Origin of the sequence: Leisingera sp. SS27 (assembly GCF_028368855.1) — a bacterium.
Classification (GTDB): Bacteria; Pseudomonadota; Alphaproteobacteria; order Rhodobacterales; family Rhodobacteraceae; genus Leisingera.
This window is the reverse complement of the sequence record NZ_JAQNCY010000011.1, coordinates 19,207-42,926: the sequence shown is the minus strand read 5'-3', so window position 1 is coordinate 42,926 and position 23,720 is coordinate 19,207. Positions and strand designations below refer to the sequence as shown.

Sequence of the window (23,720 nt, the reverse complement as noted above, 5' to 3'; positions counted from 1 at the left end):
GCCCGGGGGAGGTAATTCAAAACAAATGCCGCGCGAGGAGGCCCGACATGACCGCAAATATCAAGCCTGTTGACGAAGTCGAAATTCTCGTTCTGATCGATAATCAGACCGACAGCCTGTCAAGCGTTCCGGAGGAATTTACCCATGAATGGGTCAACCTGCACAACGCCGGGATGGAGCAGATCTCGGGTGCCGGTCAATGTTGTGCCAACCACGGCCTGGCCCTGATCATCACGGCCCGGCGCGGCGGTACGGAGCATACACTGCTCTTTGATGCCGGCCCTGTTGATTTTGCGGTTGAGTACAACGCGTCGCGTCTTGGAAAATCCTTTGCCTCCATTGAGGCGATCGCACTGTCGCACGGGCACTGGGATCATGCGGGCGGCATCCCCGCGGCGATTGATCTGATCCGCAAGGACGGCCAGACCGGCGAGCTGCCGGTTTACCTGCATCCCGGAATGTTCCGCAAACGCGCTTTTCCGCTCTCAACCGGAGAATTGATCGAAATACGCGAAATCGCCACGCCGGAAGAGCTGGCTGCGCAGGGGGCAACCCCCATTGTCACCGATCAGCCGGTCAGTACCTTGGGCGATATGTTCTATATCTCGGGCGAAATTCCCCGCGTCACGGATTACGAGATCGGGTTCCCCGGCCATGTCCGCCGCACCGAGGACGGAACGGACTGGGAAGACGACCCCCTGCTCATGGACGAGCGCTATGTCGCGGTGAACATCGCAGGCAAGGGGCTGGTGGTGTTTTCGGCCTGTTCCCATGCAGGCATCGTCAACGTGCTTCATGCCGCCCAAAGAGATTTCCCCGGCGTGCCGATCCACGGCCTGACCGGCGGTTTCCACCTTGCCGGCGGCAACGAAGAGATCATCGGTCAAACCGTCGCCGACTTTGCGCAGTTTGATATCGACTTGATCATGCCCGGCCACTGTACCGGCTGGCGCGCGACAAACGCCCTTGAACGCCAATACGGCGAGCGCGTCGTGCCGATTGCGGTCGGAATGAAAATCAACCTTTGAGAAAGGTACGAGAGATGGAAATCAATGCAAACTTTGATGAACGTGCGGTTGTCCATTCGGAAAACGAACCCTGGATCGCCTCGCCGATGAAAGGTGTCGACCGGCGGATGCTGGACCGGATCGGAGATGAGGTTGCGCGGGCAACAACAATTGTGCGCTATGCCCCGGGCAGCGCCTTTTCGGCCCATACCCATACCGGAGGCGAAGAGTTTCTGGTGCTCGACGGTGTCTTTCAGGATGAGCACGGCGATTTTCCTGTTGGCACCTATGTGCGAAACCCTCCGACAACTTCGCACACGCCAAGTGCGGCAGAAGGAGCAACCATTCTTGTCAAGCTTTGGCAGTTCGATCCTGATGACCGCACCCAGCTGACAATCGACACAACTGCAGAGACACCACGCGCGGTCTCCGCTGGCGTGTCAGAAATCCCGCTTTTTGAAGACTCCCGCGAACGGGTCCGGATCGAGGTCTGGGACGCATCGGCAGATGTGACTGTGACCGGGCACAAGGGATTTGAGGCGCTGGTAATCGAGGGCAGTTTCACCGAAGGCGGCGAGACGTTCGAGAGAAACTCGTGGCTGCGTCTGCCGCCGGGTATGGCGTTGAAGGCTACAGCCGGACCCGAAGGTGCACGCCTGTGGGTTAAATCCGGCCATTTGGCAGAACCGCCAATCATCCCAGCGGCAGGATAGACCAATGGCCAGCCCCCTCGCAATTGTCGCCGGTGCCGGTCCCGGTCTTGGTCAGACCCTGGTCTCGTCCTTTGGCCGGAACGGGTATTCTGCCTTTGGCCTGAACCGGACCGTGCCCCAAGGCGCAAGTTCCACGCTGGCTGTTGATCTGACCGAACCGCGCTGGAGCAGAGTAACGCTGCGGGACATGATCTGCACCCATGGCCCGCCCAAGCTTGTGGTTCACAACACGGCTAAACTGGTCATATCGCCGTTTGAGGACACAAGCACCGGCGACTTCGAGGCAACCTGGCGCGCGATGGTCTTATCCGCTGTCAACGTGGCGCATAGTGTATTGCCGGCGATGGCCGGGACCGGCGGCGGGACGTTCATCGTCTCCGGTGCCACCGCCAGCCTGCGCGGCGGCAAGAACTTTGCAGCCTTCGCCTCGGCCAAGGCGGGCCTGCGGGCATTGACCCAATCGCTGGCCCGGGAATATGGGCTCAAGGGCGTCCATGTCGTGCATGTGATCCTTGACGGGATCGTCGAAACAGAGGCCAGCCGGGATCTGCACGACACGGATCCCTCGCGGATGATGCAGCCGGCAGACATCGCAAACACCTATCTCGCACTCGCCAGCCAGCCAAAATCCACCTGGACCCACGAGCTGGATCTTAGACCTATGGGGGAGGCATTCTGATGCAAACGGACATTCTCATCGTCGGCGGCGGCCTGTCCGGCCTCGCCCTTGCCGACCACCTGACGCGCAAGGGCGCGGATTTTCTCCTGATTGAGGCGCAGGACCGCCTCGGCGGGCGGATCCTGACCAAGGACCTTGCGGGCGGAAAATTCGACCTTGGCCCGGCCTGGTTCTGGCCCGGCCAGCCGCGTATGGCGGCCCTGACGCGGCGTTTCGGCATCCCGGTCTTCCCGCAGTATTCAACCGGCGATCAGATGTATCAGGACCGGTCCGGCGCGGTCCAGCGGGCGCGCGGCTATGCATCCATGGAAGGCTCCTACCGGCTTGCCGGCGGTATGGGTGCCCTGATCAGCGCGCTGGCCGGATCATTGGATGCAGAGCGCATCCTGACACAAACCAGGCTGGAAGCCGTTCAGCATTCCCCTGGCAGCATCACGGCGCATCTTGATCGGAATGGCGTTTCTTTGACAGTGGAAGCCAAGCAAATCATGCTGGCCATCCCGCCCCGGGTCATTGCAGATACCGTCAGCTTTGAGCCGGCGCTGGATGCGGCTCAAAGCCGGTCCCTGAAAAAAGTCCCGACCTGGATGGCCGGCCAGGCCAAGATCCTCGCGGTCTATGATGAACCTCATTGGCGCGATGCCGGGCTGTCGGGCGATGCCATGAGCCACCGCGGACCAATGGTTGAAATCCACGACGCCTCTGTTATGGACGGCGGGCCTTATGCACTGTTCGGGTTTGTTGGCTTCCCTGCGGATGTGCGCGCGGCACACAAGGATGACATGATGGACCAGGCCCTGGCCCAGCTCACAGCGATGTTTGGCCAAAAATTGGCGCAACCTCTTGATCTGGTTCTGCAGGACTGGGCGGCGGTCCCGGAAATCGCACGCGCTGAGGACCGCGCACCATCCGGCTCCCATCCTAGCTATGGCTTGCCTTCAAACCTGAGAAGCCTTGCGGCACGAGGCATGCACTTCTGCTCAACCGAGACCGCGCGCGGGTTCGGTGGCTTCCTTGAAGGCGCACTGGAAGCTGCCGAACAAACTGCAAAAGCCGCAGCGCTATCGATGGAACTGGAAGCCCATCGGTCAACCGGCTAACTGCCGTCAGAGGGCAATCAAAAAACTGCCCTATCGTCCTGCGCGCGCAGTGTGGGAAGCGGATGAATCAAACGCAAAAGAAACCGACACTCTCTTAGAGGCGGAAAATCAGTGCTGACTGTCTCTCGTGCGCTTGTTAACTATTCTCATGCCTGCCGAACGGTCCAAGGTCATCAACCACCGAACTAACCGTGTGCTGGTCATCCGCTAGATGGCAGGACTGGCTGCCGAGAACGCGGATTAAATGGCGCTCATGACTGACGCGACCTATTTGACGGCCTACCGCACGGCCTCGCGGTGAAAAATGGTGTGTGGACATCTGAATGGGCGGAGATTGAAGGATCAGGATTTGATCCGGGGTTCAAATGCCTTGAAAACGGCCGCCATGAACACCAGGCCTCATGCCGTTACAGTCGCCTTCGGCCGTCCGATCCGGTTCTTCGTGGCCGCAGGGCAGGTCAGAGATTACACGGGCGCCAGGACGCTCCTGAGAAGGGTGCCCACGGCGGATTGGATGATTGCTGAGCGGGGCTGCGACGCCGGCTGGCTTTGAAATGCCCTGAACGACAAAGGGACACGTCCAAGCCTTCCAGGCAGCAAGTCACGTGACAAACCTCTCCGATGCCACAAGCGCAGATACAAGCGGTGCAACCGCCCTTCTCACGGCATTGCTGCGCAATGCACTGCCGGGCAGTGATTGGGATGACGTTTGGCCTATTGAAGGATCAGCGGCGTGTCGCCACCGGTTTTGGCAGATGCCCGCATGTATTCCTTTTAACCATCGACCCCGCAGCAACTGTCATCTTCTTGCTCTGAAATTCAATGAGGCTGGAGCCATAGAGCAGATGCAGCCTTTCGCAACTGCAGCGAGGTTGTTCGCGAAAGGCTGACGAAAACCGGTACTTGCTATCTATGCCGGATGCTTCGCAACACGCGATCGAAGGGCACATTCGGCTCAGCTCCCTGAATTGAGATCGCCTCGAAGCGGATGCAGGGCGCAGGTCGCTGCAAGCGCAGCACTGCTATCCCCGCACCAGATGTTTATGAGAAGCCGCTCAGCTTTGCCGCCTCTCCGGCTATGCTTATGAGGTGCCGCTCTTGCACAGCTGCGCTGCAAGGTATTGCTGAAAATACCAGACGGTACGCTCCTTCGGCGACAGCCGCCCGGGGGCCGCGGCCAGCGCCTTGGCGTTCTGCGCGATGCTGCCGATGATCGGCTTGTCCTCATCGTTGATACGGTCGAATCCAGCCTTCAGCTCTGCGGCATAGGCGGCGCGCTCCTCCGGGTCTTCGGGCACTGCCCCGGGGTAGTAATCAGCCCCCCAGAACACCTTGACCCTGTCGGTGCCATAGGGCTGCAGCGACAGCCAGAAGGTGCGCTCCGCAACCACCGACATCACATGGCACGGGAAGATCGCGGACAGCACTGCCTTCTCACGCTCCTCATCGCTCAGAAGCGGGTTGTCCACCTGCATGTCGGACTTGCGCTCGTAGGATTTCCCCGGAAGGCGGCCCTGTTCATAGAGGCTGTAGGCTGCGCCGCCGTGCATCGCATTGGCCAGCCGGGTCGGCATCGCCGGTTCGATGGTCTGGGCGTGGGCCACAAACAGGTGGTAACCCTCAGTGAAATTCTGCACCAGGATCTTCCAGTTGGTGTCCCAGATCTCTTCAGCCCGGAACAGGGTGCGGTACTTCGGCAGCTGATAATTCTCCAGCCGCTTGGACAGGCCAGCCAGCCGCGGTCCCAGAGGCGCGGCATCGGGATCAAGCGAGACATAGACCCAGCCCTGCCAGACTTCGACCTGAAACTGCGGCAGGCAGACCTCTTTCTTGTTGAAATTCTCGCGCATATGGGCCGCGCCGATCAGCTGGCCGTCCAGGTTGTAAGTCCAGGCATGATAGGGACAGCTGATCCGGCCGCGGATATTGCCGGAGCCTTCCAGCAGGGTCGCCATCCGGTGGCGGCAGACATTGGACATCGCCCGCAGCACCCCGTCCCGGTCGCGCAGCACCACCACCGGATCGCGCCCGATGGTGGTTGCGCGGTAGTCGCCGGGGTTTTCGTACTCATCTTCCCGGCCGACACAGAACCATTCGTGATTGAATATCTCGTCCAGCTCCAGTTCCAGGAACTCCGGCGACGTATAAACCTGCGGCGGCGTCGCCTCGGCCAGCTCATCCGGCAGCGCGGCATTGCGCGCCACCGCATCCAGCAGCTCATCAACTGACATACGGGGGGTCATTCCAACTCTCCTGTTGCAAGGGAAAACGCGGTTTCGCGTGTTTTCAGTCCGTACTGCAGGGCGCTGCCCTCCAGCAGCTCCCGCAGCGAGGCAGCAAAGCTGCGCGGCAATGCCAGCATGAAGCCCGCATTTGTGCGCCACAGGGTGACGCCCACGTGGTGAAAGGCGGTGGAGGCGGCATGGCCCGCCGGGAAGGATGCCTGCCGCAGGTCCAGTGGCAGGAAATGGTTCAAGAGCGTGGCCCCCTGCGGTCCCGAGACCTGCACCAGGGTCCGGGCGCTGGATAGATCCAGAATTGCAACGGCACTGCCGCTCTGCAGCGGCACAGATGTTTGGCCAGCGCGCTGCAGCAGCCACCATTTCAGCGGCTCGACCCGCAGCAGCGTGCCGTCCTTGCCCTGCGCCGCCCGTCCCGGCCCGGGCGCAGCACCGCAGCCCGCGGCGGCAGCGGCCAGCGCACCGGCTTCCGCCAGCGTCTCCGGCCAGGCGGCGATCTGGGTGAGGCGGAAGCCGGTTAGCTGGCTTAGGGTGACACCCGCAGGCCCAGGCTTACCGCCACGCACAGGCACCAGCTGCTTTTGAAGTGCATTCATCTGGTCATCCATGCATCCGCCCTCCTTCCGGATCGAACATGTGAGGGGAAACGACCTCGACTTCGACGGGAGCGCCGCGCACCGGATCGCTGGCCATCAGCGTCCGCCCGGCCCAGGCCTCGTGGCCGCCCGCGACATAGCCCAACCCGATCCAGTGGCCGAGCGCAGGCGAATGCGTTACCGCGGTGACCCAGCCTTCGCCGAACCCCTCGCCCTCTTCCGGCTGGCAAAGCAGCGCACCGCCATTGAAGGTCTTGCTGCGATCTTTGGGGAAAATCCCGGCCAGCTGCGGGCGGTCTTTTCGCAACAGCTCCGGGCGGTCCTGCAAGGCCTTGCCGATATAGGGTTTCTTTGCGGACGCCATCTTGCCCAGCCCGGCATCGCGGATTGTGACCCGCCCGTCCAGTTCAGCGCCGGTGACATGGCCCTTCTCGATCCGCAGTGTGCCCAGCGCCTCCAGCCCGTAAAGGCATCCGCCCAGGTGTTTGGTTTCCGCCCACAGGAGATCCATCATCGCCTCGCCATCATCGGCGGGTACATAAAGCTCATAGGCCAGCTCACCCGAGAAACTGATCCGCGCAGCCAGCCCCTGGATGCCATTCTTCAGCTTGACCCGGACCACTCCCATGAACGGCAACGCCTCATGCGAGACCGCATCAGGGTCCGCGAGGCAAGCCGACAGCGCCTCACGCGATTTGGGACCGGCAACGGAGACTCCCGCCCATTGATCCGAAACCGAGGTGAGATGCACCCGCAGCCGAGGCCAGCGGGTTTGCAGCAGCTCCTCCAGCCAGACCATGACCTTGCCGGCCCCGGTGGTGGTGGTGGTCATCATGAAGTCATCCTCTGCCAGCCGCCAGGTGGTGCCGTCGTCCATCACCATGCCGTCGTCGCGCAGCATGATGCCATAGCGCGCCTTGCCCACCGCCAGCTTGGCAAAACCGTTGGTATAGACCCGGTTCAGAAACTCCGCCGCATCCGGCCCCTGCACCGCGATTTTGCCCAGAGAGCTGACGTCGCAGACGCCAAGCGTTTCGCGCACCGTGGCGGCCTCGCGCACATAGGCCTCAGCAATGGTTTCGCCGTTTTTGGCGAAGTACCAGGGCCGGTGCCACAGGCCTGCGTCGGTCATGGTGGCACCATGGCGCAGGTTCCAGTCATGCAGCGGCGTACGGCGCAGGGCTTTGAAATGGCCATGCACGTTGCGCCCCGCCAGCGCGCCGATGGCAACCGGGGTGTAGGGCGGGCGGAAGCGGGTGGTGCCCACTGCCGGGATCTCCTTGCCCAGGGCCTCGGCCATCAGTGCCAGGCCGATGATATTGCCCATTTTCCCCTGATCGGTAGCCATGCCCAGCGTGGTGTAGCGTTTCAGATGCTCGACCGAGACAAAGCCCTCCTGATGGGCCAGCCGCACATCATCGCCGGTCACGTCATGCTGCGGATCGACAAAGCCCTTTGCCTTGCTGCCCGGCAGCCGCACTTCGTAAAGCGGCTCAATCGGGCTGGTCCAGCCGCCTGGTGCAGGCTGCATGGCCTCAAATCCCATGGCGCGTTTTGCTGCGGCCTCGCCTGAAGCGTCGCAGGCGGCGGCGTTCCAGACGCCGGCCGCGGCCCCCGCCATATAGACCGGCTCTGCGCATTCGCCTGCCAGAAAACAGGCCAGCTCCGCATTCCATTCGGGTTTGACCCCACGGTGCGAGGCCAGATTCACCACTGGCGACCAGCCACCCGAAACCAGCAGAAGATCGCAGTCCTCGCGGCCCGCCGCCTGCCAGCCGGAACCGGTGTTCCGAGCAAACTGCACGGATTTAATGCCGGATCGGCCTTTCGCCTCCAGCGGCGCCAAGCCGTGTTGCAGTCTGCCCCCTAAGGCGACGTCATTGCCGGAACGCTCGCGGGCGTCCGCCAGCACCACCTCTGCCCCGGCAGCCGCCAGTTCGCCAGCGGTCTGGTAGGCGCTGTCATTGGTGGTGGCGATCACTATGCGCTGCCCCGGCAGGACGCCAAAGCGGTTGAGGTAAGCCCGCCCCGCCGCTGCTGTCATCACCCCCGGACGGTCATTGCCTGCAAAGGCTACAGAGCGTTCCAGCGCGCCGGTAGCCAGCACAGTGGCGTCCGCCCGTACGGTCCAGAACCGCTGCCGCGGCATGAATGGCCCAGGCTCCGGCAGATGGTCCGTCACACGCTCGACCAAGCCGGCCGTGCCATTGTCATAGAGCCCAAAGACTGTGGTCCGCGGCATCACCCGCACACCCGCTTGCTCAACCGCCTTGATCAGGGCCAAGCGTTTTGGTTCTGCAAAGGGATCATTCAGCAGATCCCCGCCCAGTTCAAAATCCTGTTCCGCCAGGATCACGTCGCGGCCTGCCTCGGCGGCCGTCAGCGCGGCGCGCAGACCCGCAGGCCCGGCCCCGACAACCAGCACGTCGCAATAGGCATGGGCATGGTCATAGCAATCCGGGTCAGCCTCGCGCGAAGCCGCGCCCATGCCGGCCGCCTTGCGGATCAGCGCTTCGTATTTCATCCAGAGCCCGGTACCGCGGCCCCACTCAAACGGTGGCAGCCCCATGAAGGTCTTGTAATAGAACCCCGCCGAGAAGAACCGCCCGAACAGCCCGCTCACCGCGCCCGCATCAAAACGCACATTGGGCCAGGCATTCTGGCCGCTCGCCTCCAGCCCGTGAAACAGCTCCTGCATGGTGGCCTTGACGTTTGGTTCCGCCCGCGCGCTGCTGCCAACCGTCACGATGGCGCCCGACTCCTCCAACCCCGCCGACATGATCCCGCGCGGGCGGTGGTACTTGAAGGACCGGCCCAGCACCCGCTGGCCATTGGCCATCAGCGCCGAGGCCAGCGTATCGCCTGCATATCCCTGAAGCGCCTTGCCGTCCCAGCGGAACGTCAGCGGTTTGGAGCGGTCAATCCGCCCGCCCTTGTCCAGACGCCGCCCGCTCATGCCTGGCTCTCCAAAACCGATGCCAGTCCGGGGTGGGCGGGTGTCACACTGCGGATTTCATGGGTCATCGTGTCCCGCTCCACCTTCAGCCACATGCGGCAGCCATGCACATGCTGCCAGGTCTCCAACTGCAGGCCGCAGATGTTATCGCGCAGGAAAACCGCGTCGTGCCAGTCCTGCACCGGCGCATCAAGCGCCGGGTATTCGATAGAGCCGTCACCGCCATAGCTGAATTCGGCATGGTCGCGAGGACCGCAAAAGGGACAGGATATCCGGATCATGGCTTAGCTCCTTATCCGTGCAGCTTGGGATCAGGGCCGGCGCCGCGCTCGTCGAGCTGCAGCCCGCGCTCAAAGCGTTTCAGGTCGAAATCGGCGATCATCGGCGCGGGGCGTTCATTGGCGATCAGATCGGCAAACCACCAGCCCGCGGCAGGTGTCGCCTTGAAGCCGCCGTAGTTCCAGCCGGTGTTCAAATAGAGATTGTCCAAGGGCGTCGGGCAGATGAAGTGGCTGCCGTCCATCGACATATCGACCACCCCGGCCCAATGGCGCAGCAGCTTGACCCGGCCCAGGCAGGGCATCACCGACATCGCCGCCTCTGCCACGTCCTGCACAATCGGCAGGTTGCCGCGCTGCGCATAGGATTTGTACCAGTCCAGATCACCGCCAAAGACCATGCCGCCCTTGTCCGACTGCGAGATATAGAAATGCGCGCCGCCCATGCCGAAGACCACAACCTGATCCAGCAGGGGCTTCAGCGGCTCCGAGACGAAGGCCTGCAGCTTGTGGGATTCAATCGGCAGGCGCCCAAGCCCGGCCATGTTCCACAGCCGCGAGGTATTGCCTGCAACCGCAAAGCCGACCTTGCCGGCGGTGATCCGGCCCCGCGTGGTTTCCAGCGCAGTAATCCGGCCGCCGTCGCGCTCCACCCCCGTCACCGCGCAGTTTTGCAGGATGTCCACGCCCAGCTGGTCCGCGGCGCGGGCATAGCCCCAGACCACCGCATCATGGCGGGCGGTGCCCGCGCGTTTCTGCACTGCCGCCCCCATCACTGGAAACCGCGCGCCCTCGGCGTAGTTCAGGTGCGGCACTGCCTGCTTCAACTGCTCCAGGCCCCAGATCTCTGCATCAGGGGTGCCGGTGCGGCGCAGGGTGTTGTAATTGCGCGCGGCCGCATCAATAGCGCCCGGAGAGTGCAGCAGCGCGATATGCGAGCGCTGGCTGAACATCACGTTGTAGTTCAGTTCGTGGCTCAGCTCTTCCCACAATTTCAGCGAATGCGCATAGAACTGCCGGTTGCCCGGACGCGCATAGTTGGAGCGCACAATGGTGGTATTGCGTCCGGCATTGCCGCCGCCGATCCAGCCCTTCTCCAGCACCGCGACATTGCGCAGCCCGTGGTTCTTGGCCAGGTAATAGGCGGTCGCCAGCCCATGCAGGCCGCCGCCGACGATGATTACGTCGTAATGGCTCTTGGGTTCGGGGTCCCGCCACTGACGAGTCCACCCCTTCTGGCCGGTGATACCCTGCCAGAGCACATTCCATGCGGAAAAACGGGTCATTTATCAGGTCTTTCAGGGGCCTCAGGCGGTGGGTTTCAGCATCCGTCCCGGGTGTTTGAAGATCTGGCCGAAACCCTCCAGTTCATCCATGATCCCGGCGCGGCGCAGGCAGGACCAGAATTGCGCCTGGTTCGACGTGATGACCGGCTTGCCGGTGATCTGCTCGATTTCCTCGACCGCAGGAAGCGAGCGCACGCCGCCGCAGCTGAGGAAAATCGCATCGGCCTCCGGCTGGTCGATCTCCAGCGCGAATTTCTTCCAGTAGTCCGGCGTCACCAGCCCCATGTCCCAGCCGCTGGCGATATTGAGCCCCTGAATGTCCAGCACATCAAAGCCGCGCTCGACCAGAAACTCCGCCTCGGCGGTGTTGATGTCATCCAGATAAGGCGTGCCGACCACCAGCTTCTTAGCGCCCAGCTCGTTCAGCGCGTCCAGCACCCCCTGCACAAGGCACATCGGCTGCGCCCAGGGCGCGCCTTTCCTGATCTCCGCCATCACCCGCTGCTCGCCGATCACGATGGATCCGGAGGTGCAGCTGTAGCTGACCACATCGGGCCTCGCCTCCGGCTGGATGCGCGCCGCCGCGTCGGCCATGTGCTCGATGTGCCTGGCCAGAGTTTCGGTTGTGGTGTGGTCGTCGGTCTTCAGGCGCGTGACGTAGACGGCAACGCCTTCCGGCGCCATGTCCCAAAAATCCCCTTCGGCGGAGGGGTCGGTGGACATCAGGATAAAGCCCAGCTTGGCACGGTGGAACCGCCCGGCATCCATTTCAGGGGTGCGGGGCTTGGACTGGATGGTTTGGCCTGGCTGGAACATCACAGGATGACCTCCTCAACGGACTTCGGATGCTGGGTCAGCTGCTCCCAGCCGTCCTCGGTGATGATGAAACTGTCACCGACCTGGGCGCGGAAGGTGTCAACTGACACCGACCCGTCCACCGCCAGCACCATGCCCGGCTGGATGATCGTGGTATCGCCGGTGACCAGCTGCGGCGCCTCCAGGAAGCTGAAACCGGTGGCCCGGCCGCAACGGAAGGGGTAATCGTATCCCGCCCCCTGGATCACCTCGGCATAGGCGGCATGCACACTTTCCGCCGTCACGCCGGGGCGCAGGGCCTCCAGCGCAGCCTTCTGGCTGGCCACTGCTACCTCATAGACCTTGACCTGCTCGGGATCCGGCTCGCCGATCCAGAAGGTGCGGTCAAAACCCAGTTTGAAGCGGTGAAAATTGGTCATGCCGCAGAAGCACAGGAACACCGGCTCACCCCGCCGCATGATCCGGGTCGAGGCCCGGTGGTGGGTTTTCACGATGTCCTTGCCCGAGGCCATGATCTGCAGGAAATGGGTGTTGGGCGACATGTCGCCATCATCATAATGCGCTGCCAGCAGCTCTGCCGCCTTGCGGGTGCCCGCCTGGCTGGTGGCGATCGCCACCTCGAACTCCGGCACGCCGTCGCCGATTGCGGCCCGGCCTGCATTCATCATCGCGGTGGCGACTTCGCCCGCATGGCGGGCCAGCTGCAATTCCTGCGGAGATTTGATCATCCGCATCTGGTTCAGGATTGGCGTCGTGCTGGTGATGTTTTCCGCGGCGACCAGATCTTTCACATAGGCGCGCACGGGCGGCGGCATATGGCCCGGTTCAATCGCCACCGACGCCGCATTCCGGACTGCACCCGGCAATTCCTCGCGCCATTCGTTGCCCATTCCGTCATTCCAGGCGGCAATCCGGCCCACCCGCGCCGCTGCTTCCGCACTGTTAAGGTCGATGGTTGGGGTGATCAGCAGCGTCTCACCGTCCTTGGGCACCACCAGAATGGTCGGGCGGCCGAACTCCATGTGCAGGTAATCGTAATAACCCGTCAGGTAATAGACATTGTCGTCATCAGTGATCAGCGCCACATCAATCCCGGCCTCAGCCAGCTTTGCCTGAAAACGCGACATTCGCTCTGTGAACATTTTACATCCCCGTCTGTTATGGAGAGCCGCGCGGCAAAGCCCTGCCGCATTCTGGGCCTGATCCGAATGCTACGCTCGAAATCACGCTTTCCAAAGTGACATTCGGTCCGGGAATGTGATAACCAAGGGTTATGAAAAACTACCGCCGCGCCCTGCCGCCCCTCGACTACCTCCTGTTCTTCGAAGCTGTTGCCAGGCACGGCAACTTTACCCGTGCCGCGGAGGAACTGAATGTCAGCCAAGCCGCTGTAAGCAAGAGAATCAAAGTGCTTGAGGACTGGCTGGGCATGACCCTGGTGAACCGCCGCGGCCGCAGCCTGTCCATGACCCGCAACGGCAAGATCCTGGCAGCTAATTCCGGCGAGGCGCTGGATTACCTGCACTCATGCTTGCAGCAGCTGCGGCGCTCCAGCAGCGGCACCCGGCTGTCGCTGGCGGCCAATGTCGCCGTGTCGCAATACTGGCTGACGCCTAGAATCAATGAATACCTTCTCAGCAGTGATGCCGCGCCTGTTACCCTGACAGCCTCGGACAAGGACACTGAACTGTTCGCGCTGGAGACGGATGCGATGATCTACTACGGCCAGGACATCCCGGCCGGCTGGGACGGCGCACTTCTGTTCGAGGAACGCTGGATGCCGGTCACGTCTCCAGCCAAGGCGCAGCGCGCAGGCGGTCTGGCGGCGGCGACCTTGCTTGATTTTGACAAGCTGACTCCGAAATGGGTGAACTGGGGCGATTTTGCCGAACTGACCGGCAATCCCGAAATCGCCCAGGCTGCCAAGGTCAACCTGGGCTCATACGGCAACACTCTGGATACCGCGATCCGCGGCCGCGGGGTGGCGCTTGGCTGCCCCGATGTGCTGCGGTTCGAAATCGACGCCGGGCGGCTGGTGCCGTTGGATGCGTACCAGCTGGCGACCGGACGCAGCTATTTCGTGATCTGGCGCACAGGTCTGCTCACCGAGCAGACCCGAAGCCTTCTGAGGGATGTGGGCATCCCGCTCTGAAACTTACACCGCCTCTCTGACGGCGCTCAGGAACTGTTGCGTCCGCTCCCGCTGCGGGTTGCCGAACAGCTCTGCCGGCGGGCCCTGCTCCTCGATTCTGCCGCCATAGAAGAAACACACCCGGTCCGAGATATCGCGGGCAAAGCCCATCTGGTGGGTGACCATCAGCATGGTCAGGTTATGCTCGGAGACCAGCTGGCGGATCACATTGGTGACTTCGCCGATCACCTCCGGGTCCAGAGCGGACGTCACCTCATCAAACAGCATCACCTTGGGCCGCATCGCCAATGCGCGGGCAATCGCCACCCGCTGCTGCTGGCCGCCGGACAGGCGCGAGGGGTGCTGGTCTTTCTTGGAGATCATGCCGACCATTTCCAAGAGCTCCTCCGACCGGTCGCGTGCCTCCGCCTTGGAGAGTCCCAGCACCTGCACCGGCCCCTCCATGCAGTTTTCCAGCGCGGTCATATGCGGAAACAGGTTGAAATGCTGGAAACACATGCCGATGTCAGCGCGGCGGCTGCGCAGGTGCCGTTCGTTGGCGGGCACCAGCTGGCCGCCTTTGGGCATATGGCTCAGCGGCTTGCCGTCCACATAGATCACCCCGCCATTGATCCGCTCCAGCGTCATCAGCATCCGCAGCACGGTGGTTTTGCCCGAGCCTGAAGGGCCAATGATCGACACCATCTCACCTGCGCTAACATCCAGGTCCAGATCGTCCAGAACGGTCAGCGCTCCATAAGATTTGCGCACCTTGCGAAAGCTCACCATCGGCGTGTCTTCGCCGGTCATCTCAAGCGGAAAGCCAGTCTTGTCCAGCATCTTTACAGTCCCAGTTTGCGGCGCACATACCCTTCGAACAGACGGATCAGACCCGCTGCCGGCAGGGAGATTGCCAGAAAGATAATGCCAACCATCGTGTAGGGTTCCAGGAACCGGTAGTTCTCGGACCCGATGGCATTGGCGGTATGAATAAGTTCGGCAACCCCGATCACCGACAGCATCGGCGTGTCCTTGAAGATGCCGACCAGATAGTTGCCCATGCCGGCCAGCGCCGGCGGGATCGCCTGCGGGATGATCACCCGTCGGTATTTCTGCGCCGTGGTCATGTTGAGCGCGATAGCGGCCTCCCACTGGCCTTTCGGCACGCTCTCGATGCCGCCGCGGTAGACCTCTGACAGGTAGCAGGCATAGTGCAGGCCGATCGCGATCATCCCGGACATCCAGGGGCTGAGCCGGACGCCGAACTGCGGCCCCACGTAGAAGACAAAGAAGATCTGCAGGATCAGCGGGGTGGAGCGGATGAACTCCACAAACTCGCGCACGGTGAAGGTCAGGGCCCTTGACGGCGTACGCTGCGCCAGCGCCAGCATCAGCCCCAATACCACAGCTATGACGTACCCTGCGCCGGCTGCAATCAGTGTGTTGCCAGTGGCGTAGACCAGCCGCGGCAGGATTTCCCAGGTAAAGTCCCATTTCCAGTCGAACATGGCTCAGGTCCTCCCCAGCTTGCGCGCCATATGGCGTTCCAGCCAGCGCATGAACGGCGTCACCAAGAAGCGGGCCAGCACATAGTAGATCAACAGTGCCGCGCCAAAGACCTGCGCCGACAGGAAGGTGGAGGAGTTGATCTGCCGCGCCTCGAACATCAGGTCGGCGACCGAGATCAGCGACACCAGCGCGGTGCCCTTCAGCAGTTCGATCATCAGGTTGCCCCAGGGCGGCAGCATATTGACCAGCGCCTGCGGCAGGATGATCCGCCGCATCCGCTGCGCCGGGCTCATGTTGATCGCCAGCGCCGCCTCCCACTGCCCCTTGGGCACAGACAGGATGCCGCCGCGCACCAGCTCCGCCCCGTAGGCGCCGATATTCATGCCAACCGCAAGATAGCCGGCGGTGAATTTCTCGATCGTCAGCCCGAATAGCGGCAGCACAAAGAAGATCCAGTAGAGCTGCACCACCAGCGAGGTGCCGCGGAAAATCTCAATATAGGTTACGGCAGCGCCACGCAGCAGCGCGTTCTGCGACAGCTTCATCAGCCCCATGCAGAGGGAAATGGCGACACCCAAAGCGGCGGCGAGCAGGAATTGTGCAACAGTTATCCCGGCGCCGGACAACAGCCGCGGCCAGTACTGTGCCAGAAAGTCGTAAAGCCCCATCCGTCATTCGTCTTTCAAACAGAATTACATGCGGCGGAGCGCAGGGCTCCGCCGCACTGTCAGATCAGCGGTTGGCGCAGACCCACTCCGCGGTCTTGTCGCCGGGCAGGTTGCTTGCGGTGTACCCGTAGGCTTCAACGGACTGCATCATCGCGTCGGTGCCGACATAACCAGAAAGCGCTGCGTTGAACTTGGCCATAAAGTCACTGTCCGCCTCGCGGAAGCCGACACCCACCCAGTTCTGCGTCCAATCCGGCAACGCAGCAGGATCGGTGACATCGACGGCATCGTCGTTTTCAGCCAGATGCGCGGCCTCAAAATAGGTCATTCCGCCGGCGTCCGCCCGGCCCGCCTTGACCGCTGCAAGCATCTCGGTCGGTCCCGGAACCTGCATGATCATTGGATCGGTCAAGCCTTCTTTCTTGGCCGCTTCCACGGTGTTGTAGCCTGCGCCAGTGACCAGCATCGCCTCCGCCGCCAGAATGTCCTGATAGTTCTGGATGCCCTTGGGGTTGCCTGCCGGCACGATGAAGGCATCGCCGGCCTGGGCAATCGGCTCGGAGAAGGCAATGTTCTGGCAGCGGCTGTTCAGAATATAAAGCCCGCCTGTGATCAGGTCATAGCGGTTGGCCTGCAGGCCGGGGATCAGCCCGCCCCAGTCGGTCACGGTCGTTTCCACGTTGTCGTGGCCCATTTCCTTCAGGATGCCGAGCGCGATTTCGTTCACAAAACCCTTGGCGTCACCGTTTTCATCCGGGAAGCCCCAGATCGGGATGTTGGAGAAGCCGATGCGGATCGGTTCGCCCGCGGCGATCCGGTCCTCGATCGGGCCGGCCAGAGCTGCAACGCTGCTGACCACAACCGCAAGGGCTGCCGCGCCAATGGTTTTCAATGTTTTGTTAGTCATGATTTCCTCCCAGTTCATCATGGATCAATTTCTAGTGTGACACCGCCGCCCCTTCGGGGCCTTCCGGCAGGTTATGTTTCCGGTGCTGCCCGCCTGCCGGTATGAGCGGCTGGATCCGGAAGGTTTTCTTGCCTCCAACCCGCCTGCAAATCTGCATTTCCCCGTGGAAAAAGGTCTGTTTCGCCCAGGAACAGCTTAACGTACGGTCACAAAGACACATTTCAAAATGACCATTTTTGCTGCCTTTGAATAACCACAGGTTATGAATTCTTCGCCACCGCTCCTTTCTTCCCGGTGCTGTCCCTTATGCCCTCTCAAGCATCCTCTTGCTGTCCGGATCATAAAACGGCGTCAGGCTGACATCCGCTGCGAAGCTTTGACCTTCGACCAGAACCGTGAAGTCGCCCGCGGCCACCGCGGCCTTGTCCGTTTCACCCTCCGGCAGGGTCAGGAAGCACAGGCCAACCGCCGCTCCGAGCGTCTGCCCCCAGGCGCCGGCGGTCACGAACCCCTCCACCTTTCCGTCCCGCAGCACCGGTTCATTGTGATGCAACAGCGGCCCCGGGTCGCGCAGTTTGACGGAGCACAGGAACGGCCCCTTGTTTTCTGCCTTGCGCCCCAGATAGGCCTCGCGCCCGATGAAGGGGACGGGTTTCTCTGTCTTGCAGACAAACTCCAGCCCGATCTGATGCGGTGCCTCGGTATAGGCCATGTCATGGCCCCAGTGCAGGAACCCCTTTTCCAGCCGCAGCGCGTTCAATGCCTCGCCGCCGATCAGCCGGATGCCGAACTCTTCGCCTGCCTGCATCAGCACCTCGAACACGTGCTCGGCAAAATCCGGGGTGATGAAAATCTCCCAGCCCAATTCGCCCGAATAGGACAGCCGCTGCGCAAAAACCGGGGCGTGGCCGATATGGAAATGGCGCAGGCTGTTGAACGGGAACGCCGCATTGGAAAGATCCGCATCGCTGACGGCCTGCAGCAGCGCCCGGCTCTGCGGCCCCATGATGCCCAGCACACCATATGCGGAGGTCACATCCCGCAGCCGTACGTCCTCATCCTCGCGGATCAGGTCGCGCAGATGCAGATAGTCGCGCCGCGTGTGCGAGATCGAGCTCATCACCATGAAGCTCTCGCCCCCATGGCGCGCCACCGTGACGTCGCTCTCGATACCGCCGCGTTCGTTCAGCATCAGCGTATAGGCAACACGGCCATTGGCCATCGACATGTTGTTGGTGCAGGCCCTCTGCAAGAAGCTCTCGGCGTCCCTACCCTCAACCATCAGCTTGCCCAGCATCGAGTAGTCGATCATCGCAACCGCTTCGCGGGCGGCCTTCTGCTCCTCCTGCACATACGGGAACCAGTTCTGGCGGCCAAAGCTGTATTGATACTTCGGCTCCACCCCTTCGGGCGCAAACCAGCCGGGCCGCTCCCAGCCCTGAACTTCGGTGAAACAGGCGCCGCGGGCCTTCATCGGATGATAGAACGGGGTGCGGCGCAGGTTCCGGACGGTCTCGCGCTGGCGGTTCGGCCAATGCATTGCATAGGTCAGCACCAGGGTTTCCGGGCAGCGCGCCTGCAGATAGGGATCGCGCGCCTGAAATTCTTCGCAGCGCTTTGGGTCCATCTCGCTCAGGTCGATCGGCGGATGGCCGTCGATGATCCACTGCGCCAGCGCCTGGCCCGCGCCCGAACCGGACTGAATGCCAGTGGAGTTCACCCCGCCCAGAACAAAGTAATTCGCAATATCCGGCGCCTGCCCCAGGATGAACCGCCCGTCATAGGAATAGCTTTCCGGCCCGTTAAAGAAGGTGCGGATACCAGTTTCCTGCAGCAGCGGCACCCGGTTCATCGCCAGTTCCAGCACCTCCATCACGTCGTCTTCGACAAACGGCAGGCTGTCGAATTCAAAATCCTCGGAGATCCCCCTCATGCCCCAGGGCTTGGCCTGGAAATGGGCAAAGCCGAACAGCAGCTTGCCGGCGTCCTCCTTCCAGTAGGTGCCGTCGCAATAGGACCGCAGCACCGGCAGATCGCTGGGCAGGTTCTCGATGGCCTCGGTCACCAGGTAATAGTGCTCGCAGGCGTGCAGCGGCACGCCGACGCCGTTCTGCCGGCCCAGTTCCCGCGCCCACATACCGCCGCAGTTCACGACATAATCGGCGCTGATCGTGCCTTCAGCGGTGCGCACGCCAACCGCCTTGCCGCGCTCGGTCAGCACTTCCTCGACCTTGATGTTCTCCAGAATTTTCGCACCGCGCATCCGCGCGCCTTTAGCTAGTGCCGTGGTCAGATCGACCGGGTTGGCAGAACCGTCGCTGGGCATATAAATGCCGCCCAGAACGCCCTCTGGATTCATCAGCGGCCAGCGCTCCTGAATGGCCGCCGTTTCCATATAATGTGCCTCAATGCCGAACAGCGCCGCGAAATCCGCTTTTCGCTTCAATTCCGCCATCCGCTCATCGTTAACGGCGATAGAGATCGACCCCGACCGGCGGTAACCCGGGTTCTGACCGGTTTCCGCCTCAATCTCCTGCAGCAGTTCGATGCCGTATTTCGCAAACGCGGTTGTGGCATGGCTGCCCTGCAGCTGCCCGACCAGCCCGGCCGCGTGCCAGGTGGTGCCGCTGGTCAGCTGCTTGCGCTCCAGCAGCACAACATCCGTCAGCCCCTGTTTGGCCAGGTGATAGGCAACGGAACAGCCATGAATGCCGCCGCCGATAATGACGACCTGCGCATGGGACGGGAGCTGTTTGGTCATGTGGTCGGATCCCATGTGTTAAGAGATGATTGGCAGCTCGCGCGGAGCGCGGCGCGAGAGTAATTCCGCGCCATCGGCGCGGATGACGATGTTTTCTTCGTGCAGCATCATCTTGTTGCCGCCGAATGCAAAACCGGGCTCAAGCGTTAGCACCATGCCTTCCTCGATCATGGTATTGTCTCCGGGCATCAGCGATGGCCATTCGGTGACCTGCATGCCCAGCCCGTGGCCCATGCGCCCGATCTGATGGCCGGTGCAGCCGCCGTCCTCCAGCACTTTGGCCATCACCCCCCACAGGTCTGTGGTGGTGATACCTGGTCGTGCCGCTTGCAATCCGGCCTCGGTTGCTCGCCAGGCCAGGTCATAGGCCTGTTTGGCTGCGTCCGCGGCATGGCCAAAGGCATAATTCCGGTCAAAATCGCAGCTGTAGCCGCCCCACAGTGAACCGGTATCCAGAAGCAGCATGTCGCCGTCTGCAATCACCCGGTCCGTGGGCCGGTTGATCACATCCGCAAACCCGCCGGGACCAGAGCTGCCCACCAGGTAAGGCACGTCATCGGCGCCGTGCTGCAGCAGGCTGATCTTGAACTTGGCAAAGGCCTGACGCTCGGTGTCGCCTGCCCGGATATGGTTCGGCAAGTCCTCAAAGGCTGAGGAGGCGATGCTGCAGATCCGGGCGATCTTGGCGATCTCAGACTCGGATTTAACCATCCGCAGACTGCGGACGACATCGGTGCCGTCGGCAAGGCGGATACCGCCTAGGTTCTCCTGCAATTTCCGGAAATCCGCCGCTGGCATCCGCACATGGGTTTCATGCCCCATTGGCACACCCAGGGTGCCGCCGCCGGGCATCAGCTCCCGCAGGGTGTCCGCCAGCAGCGAAATACCGTCGTCCTCCGGCTGCGGCGCCAGCCAAGTGCGGATATCGGAAACCCAGGTCAGCGCCATACTGGGTGCACCGATTTCCGGGATCACCGCCACCGGCGCGCCGCTGGCCGGGATCACCACGAACCAGGGCCGGGTCGGGCTGAGCCAGAAGATGGTGTCGAAGCCGGTGAAATAACGCACCTCCGGTTCGGTGGTCAGCAGCAGCGCATCCAGTCCTCGGCCCGCCATGATCTTCTGGGCGGCTTGCGTGCGCTGCTCAAACTCCTGTGTGGTAAACCCGCGCTCCGCGGCGGGGTGCATATCGGTCATTGTGTTATTCCTGCGGCTTCAACTGGGTGTGAAACAGCATGCCGGCCCCGGCGATGCTGCTGCGCAGGCCCGCAAGACGGGCCAGATGCCAGGCGGTAACCTGATTGCTGGATAGAACCGGCTTGCCGATGGCCGCCTCGGCCTCGGCGATGATGCCCATGACCCTCAGGCTGGTGCAGGACACGAACACGCCATCGCAATCCGCGCGGCCACCGACCTCCTTGACCGCCTCCAGAATGCTCTGAGAGGAAATTCGCGCCACCTTGAAATCGTCGCTCTGGTTAAAGCTGCCAACCGCGTTCACCTGGAACCCGGCGGCGGCCAGATTGTCCCGCATGCCTTCGGTCACCTCGGCGGCATAGGGGGTGATTAGCGCGATCCGCTTCAGCTTCAGCGCGCTCAGCGCTGCCTTGCATGCGGTCAGCGGGTTGGTGGTCCTGGCCCCCGGATGCACGCTGCGCAGGATCGCATCCACCCGGGCCTCGCCGATCATCGTCGCCCCAGACGTGCAGCAATAGCCGATCGCGTCCAGCCCGAAGGCAGCCGGCAGCAGCGCCGCCGCGGCCGGCAGATCCGTTTCCATCTTCCGCAGCGTATCGCTGGTGACTTCCATCTCGTTGGGGATCCGTGCGTGATACAGCGCCACCCCGGGCTGGCGCAGCACACCCGACAGCTCATGCTCCAGGGTTTGGTCCGATTGCAGGACAATAAGGCCGATCCGGGCCGTGCCGCCCAGCCCCCCGTCACTGGTGAATTGCAGTGCTTGAATATCCGGCGCCGCATTCATCGTCCTGCCTCCAAAACCCGCGGGATTTACGCCCCGCTCCCCCTGCCCATCCCTTGCAAACCTTGGCTGCGCCATGCACTCAGGATGTGGAACTCATAAAACTGGTATATACCACCATTCTGGTATATACCAAATGAAAACTTGCGGGACCGCGCATCATGAACGCAGACGATTTGGACAAAACCAAAAGAACACCTGCTTTTCAGATGGTTATTGACCATCTGCGAAATCAGATCCGCAGCGGAAAACTGGCAGCGCATGCAGCGCTGCCTTCGGAAAGAGCCATCGCAGAGCAGTTTGGCATCAGCCGGATGACCGCACGCCGCGCGCTTCTTGCAGTTGAAATGGAAGGGCTCGCCTACAGTTCCGGGCGCCGCGGCCGATTCGTGTCGCCGCAGCGCGTGGCTTATGACATCAGCAAGACCGTCAGCCTCTCGGCCCTGATCGGTCAGGAAGGGCCTGGACTGGCGATCAAGGTGGTCTCCCAGCAGATGGCCGAGGCAGATGCAGCCTTGTCGGCAAAACTGGACGTGCCCGAAGGAGAAGCGCTGTACAAATACACCCGGCTGTTCCTGCTTCGGGACCACCCCGCGTTTGTCGAAGAGGAATACGCCGTTGCCAGCCTTTTCCCCGGCCTGTTCGATCACAGCCTGCAGCAGTCAACCACGGTACTGATGGAGCGGGAGTACAACATGCCGCCGCAATCCGGTGACATTACGATCCGGATGCGCGCATTGAATGAACAGGAGGCGGGATTGCTGAACCTGCCGACCTACAATGCCGGGATTGAACTTGAGCAGGTGATCTGCGGGAAAGACGGCAAACCCTTCTGTTTCGGCCGTCAGATCTGGCGTGGTGAACTTGCGGAGTTCACCGCGCATGCCATCGTCAGAGGGTGATTGAAAATCTGAACAGTGCTATTGAATGGTGAGTTCCAAGCCAGTAGTGCAGCGCGGCGCGCGCCCTATTCCGGACGCTCAGGACACCACCGCCGAAGGTGCCGGCATGGTTGAGCTGCAGTCATCCCGATGCAAACGTGACAGCTTTTGCCGCGCTCCGGTCTGCCGCCGGGCGGTTTCGGACCGGGATCCCGGTATCCGGAAGAAAAGTCTGTTTGCGGTCCTGAACCGGCGTTATTCCATAGAACTTGCGGTAATGAAGCGTCAGGGTCGATGAGCTGGCATAGCCAACAGAATGAGCGATGTCCGAGATGCTGTCCCAGGAATAGCGCACCATCTGCCTGGCTGTCTTGAGGCGCTGGCGGCGGTAATATTCGCCGGGGCTGAGTCCTGTGGCGGTGCGGAAACTGCGTTCCAGCTGGCGAGGAGAAATACCGGCCATGCGGGCGACCTCGCGGATGCCGACAGGAGTTTCGACATTCTCCGAAAAGATGAACATCGCCTGTTTGACCGCAGGCGGCATTTGATCGACCGTACGGCCGCTTTGCAGAACAGGGACTTTTTGCCGGGCACTGACGCTGCGCGGAACAGGATGCTGAAACATGCAAGCAACTTCGTTCATAGCGGCCTCACCAAGCTCATTTTCAATCAGCTCCAGCGTCAGGTCAAACATCGCTGCGGCTCCGGAAACTGTATGAACCGGCCCGTCACGCACGGCCAGACGGTCCACTGCGGTGCAATCCGGAAAAGCTGATTCAAAGGCGCTGCGGAAGCTCCAATGGACGGCGCAGCGCCGTCCGGACAAAACACCGCTGCGGGCAAGCGGGAAGACGCCGCCGGCAGCCGCGCCAAGGATGACACCGTGGCGTGCCAGGTAACGCAGCCGGCCGTGTCCGGAGGCCGGGTCATCAAACCCGGCTTCCGGACCAGAAAGCAGGAACAGGCAGTCAATTGCGTCTGTTTCCGCAAGACTGCAGTCTGCCGAGAAAGGCACGCCTGCCGACGCTGTTGCCTGCGTGCCGGTCTCGGTTATGAGCGACCAGCTGAAAACCTGGTTGCCGGCCAGCTCATTTGCGGTGTGCAGCGTGTCGATGGCCGCAGTCAGGCAAGCCATCGGAAAGCCGGGAAACAACAGGAAGCCGATGCGGCGGATCAGGGCGGGGCCAAAGTCGCTGGAATGCAGTGTCATG

At 62.1% G+C, this 23,720-nt stretch carries 21 protein-coding genes; 6 read left to right on the top strand and 15 right to left on the bottom strand.

Annotation, left to right across the window (positions count from 1 at the left end; translation table 11 throughout):
* Positions 1 to 47 precede the first annotated feature (47 nt).
* The 4 genes from N6L27_RS18590 to N6L27_RS18575 are packed head-to-tail and all read left to right on the top strand — an operon-like array spanning position 48 to position 3,499.
* The gene (locus N6L27_RS18590; protein ID WP_271908854.1) at positions 48 to 1,028 is read left to right on the top strand and encodes an MBL fold metallo-hydrolase; all 981 of its coding nucleotides are present in this window, start codon (positions 48 to 50) and stop codon (positions 1,026 to 1,028) included.
* A 14-nt stretch (positions 1,029 to 1,042) separates the two neighbouring features.
* Positions 1,043 to 1,720 (top strand): cupin domain-containing protein, encoded by a 678-nt coding sequence (locus N6L27_RS18585; RefSeq protein WP_271908852.1) that lies wholly within the window; start codon positions 1,043 to 1,045, stop codon positions 1,718 to 1,720.
* Positions 1,721 to 1,724: 4 nt separating this feature from the next.
* Positions 1,725 to 2,399, top strand: a complete 675-nt coding sequence (locus N6L27_RS18580) for an SDR family NAD(P)-dependent oxidoreductase (RefSeq protein WP_271908851.1) — start codon at positions 1,725 to 1,727, stop codon at positions 2,397 to 2,399.
* Positions 2,399 to 3,499, top strand: coding sequence for a flavin monoamine oxidase family protein (locus N6L27_RS18575; protein WP_271908850.1), 1,101 nt, complete (start codon positions 2,399 to 2,401; stop codon positions 3,497 to 3,499). Before N6L27_RS18580 ends, N6L27_RS18575 begins: the two co-directional genes overlap by 1 nt.
* A gap of 1,082 nt (positions 3,500 to 4,581) precedes the next feature.
* On the opposite strand, the gene N6L27_RS18570 is transcribed toward N6L27_RS18575, so the two are convergent.
* From N6L27_RS18570 to N6L27_RS18540, 7 genes are read right to left on the bottom strand one after another with little or no spacing between them, the layout of a single operon-like run.
* Positions 4,582 to 5,742: an aromatic ring-hydroxylating oxygenase subunit alpha gene (locus tag N6L27_RS18570; RefSeq protein ID WP_271908849.1), complete on the bottom strand. Its 1,161-nt coding sequence runs from the start codon at positions 5,740 to 5,742 to the stop codon at positions 4,582 to 4,584.
* The gene (locus tag N6L27_RS18565) at positions 5,739 to 6,347 is read right to left on the bottom strand and encodes a sarcosine oxidase subunit gamma (RefSeq protein WP_052272262.1); all 609 of its coding nucleotides are present in this window, start codon (positions 6,345 to 6,347) and stop codon (positions 5,739 to 5,741) included. The genes N6L27_RS18570 and N6L27_RS18565 overlap by 4 nt, the downstream gene beginning before the upstream one ends.
* A complete protein-coding gene (locus tag N6L27_RS18560; protein ID WP_271908848.1) occupies positions 6,340 to 9,291 on the bottom strand; it encodes a sarcosine oxidase subunit alpha family protein in 2,952 nt (983 codons plus the stop codon). Before N6L27_RS18560 ends, N6L27_RS18565 begins: the two co-directional genes overlap by 8 nt.
* Entirely contained in the window at positions 9,288 to 9,572 is a 285-nt protein-coding gene (locus N6L27_RS18555) for a sarcosine oxidase subunit delta (protein WP_271908846.1), read from the bottom strand. The genes N6L27_RS18560 and N6L27_RS18555 overlap by 4 nt, the downstream gene beginning before the upstream one ends.
* An 11-nt stretch (positions 9,573 to 9,583) precedes the next feature.
* The gene (locus N6L27_RS18550; protein WP_271908845.1) at positions 9,584 to 10,855 is read right to left on the bottom strand and encodes a sarcosine oxidase subunit beta family protein; all 1,272 of its coding nucleotides are present in this window, start codon (positions 10,853 to 10,855) and stop codon (positions 9,584 to 9,586) included.
* A gap of 21 nt (positions 10,856 to 10,876) precedes the next feature.
* A complete protein-coding gene (locus N6L27_RS18545) occupies positions 10,877 to 11,671 on the bottom strand; it encodes a maleate cis-trans isomerase family protein (RefSeq protein ID WP_271908844.1) in 795 nt (264 codons plus the stop codon).
* Entirely contained in the window at positions 11,671 to 12,813 is a 1,143-nt protein-coding gene (locus N6L27_RS18540; protein WP_334312509.1) for a M24 family metallopeptidase, read from the bottom strand. The genes N6L27_RS18545 and N6L27_RS18540 overlap by 1 nt, the downstream gene beginning before the upstream one ends.
* Before the next feature lie 131 nt (positions 12,814 to 12,944).
* Here N6L27_RS18540 and N6L27_RS18535 point away from each other — a divergent pair, with 131 nt between their 5' ends.
* A complete protein-coding gene (locus N6L27_RS18535) occupies positions 12,945 to 13,823 on the top strand; it encodes a LysR family transcriptional regulator (protein ID WP_271908842.1) in 879 nt (292 codons plus the stop codon).
* A 3-nt stretch (positions 13,824 to 13,826) separates the two neighbouring features.
* On the opposite strand, the gene ehuA is transcribed toward N6L27_RS18535, so the two are convergent.
* The 7 genes from ehuA to N6L27_RS18500 form a co-directional block, all read right to left on the bottom strand.
* Entirely contained in the window at positions 13,827 to 14,642 is an 816-nt protein-coding gene (gene ehuA / locus N6L27_RS18530; protein ID WP_334312508.1) for an ectoine/hydroxyectoine ABC transporter ATP-binding protein EhuA, read from the bottom strand.
* Between the two features lie 2 nt (positions 14,643 to 14,644).
* A complete protein-coding gene (gene ehuD, locus N6L27_RS18525; RefSeq protein WP_271908841.1) occupies positions 14,645 to 15,310 on the bottom strand; it encodes an ectoine/hydroxyectoine ABC transporter permease subunit EhuD in 666 nt (221 codons plus the stop codon).
* A 3-nt stretch (positions 15,311 to 15,313) separates the two neighbouring features.
* A complete protein-coding gene (gene ehuC, locus N6L27_RS18520; protein ID WP_271908840.1) occupies positions 15,314 to 15,979 on the bottom strand; it encodes an ectoine/hydroxyectoine ABC transporter permease subunit EhuC in 666 nt (221 codons plus the stop codon).
* 64 nt (positions 15,980 to 16,043) lie between these two features.
* Positions 16,044 to 16,886 (bottom strand): transporter substrate-binding domain-containing protein, encoded by an 843-nt coding sequence (locus tag N6L27_RS18515; RefSeq protein WP_039179833.1) that lies wholly within the window; start codon positions 16,884 to 16,886, stop codon positions 16,044 to 16,046.
* A 304-nt stretch (positions 16,887 to 17,190) separates the two neighbouring features.
* Complete coding sequence (locus N6L27_RS18510) at positions 17,191 to 19,647, bottom strand: GcvT family protein (protein ID WP_271908838.1); 2,457 nt, start codon at positions 19,645 to 19,647, stop codon at positions 17,191 to 17,193.
* 18 nt (positions 19,648 to 19,665) lie between these two features.
* Complete coding sequence (locus N6L27_RS18505; protein ID WP_271908837.1) at positions 19,666 to 20,844, bottom strand: M24 family metallopeptidase; 1,179 nt, start codon at positions 20,842 to 20,844, stop codon at positions 19,666 to 19,668.
* Between the two features lie 4 nt (positions 20,845 to 20,848).
* A complete protein-coding gene (locus N6L27_RS18500) occupies positions 20,849 to 21,631 on the bottom strand; it encodes a maleate cis-trans isomerase family protein (protein WP_271908836.1) in 783 nt (260 codons plus the stop codon).
* Positions 21,632 to 21,837: 206 nt separating this feature from the next.
* Here N6L27_RS18500 and N6L27_RS18495 point away from each other — a divergent pair, with 206 nt between their 5' ends.
* Positions 21,838 to 22,530, top strand: a complete 693-nt coding sequence (locus tag N6L27_RS18495) for a GntR family transcriptional regulator (RefSeq protein WP_271908835.1) — start codon at positions 21,838 to 21,840, stop codon at positions 22,528 to 22,530.
* Positions 22,531 to 22,651: 121 nt separating this feature from the next.
* Here N6L27_RS18495 and N6L27_RS18490 read toward each other — a convergent pair whose 3' ends face one another.
* Positions 22,652 to 23,719, bottom strand: a complete 1,068-nt coding sequence (locus tag N6L27_RS18490) for a GlxA family transcriptional regulator (protein WP_271908834.1) — start codon at positions 23,717 to 23,719, stop codon at positions 22,652 to 22,654.
* Between the last annotated feature and the right edge of the window lies 1 nt (position 23,720).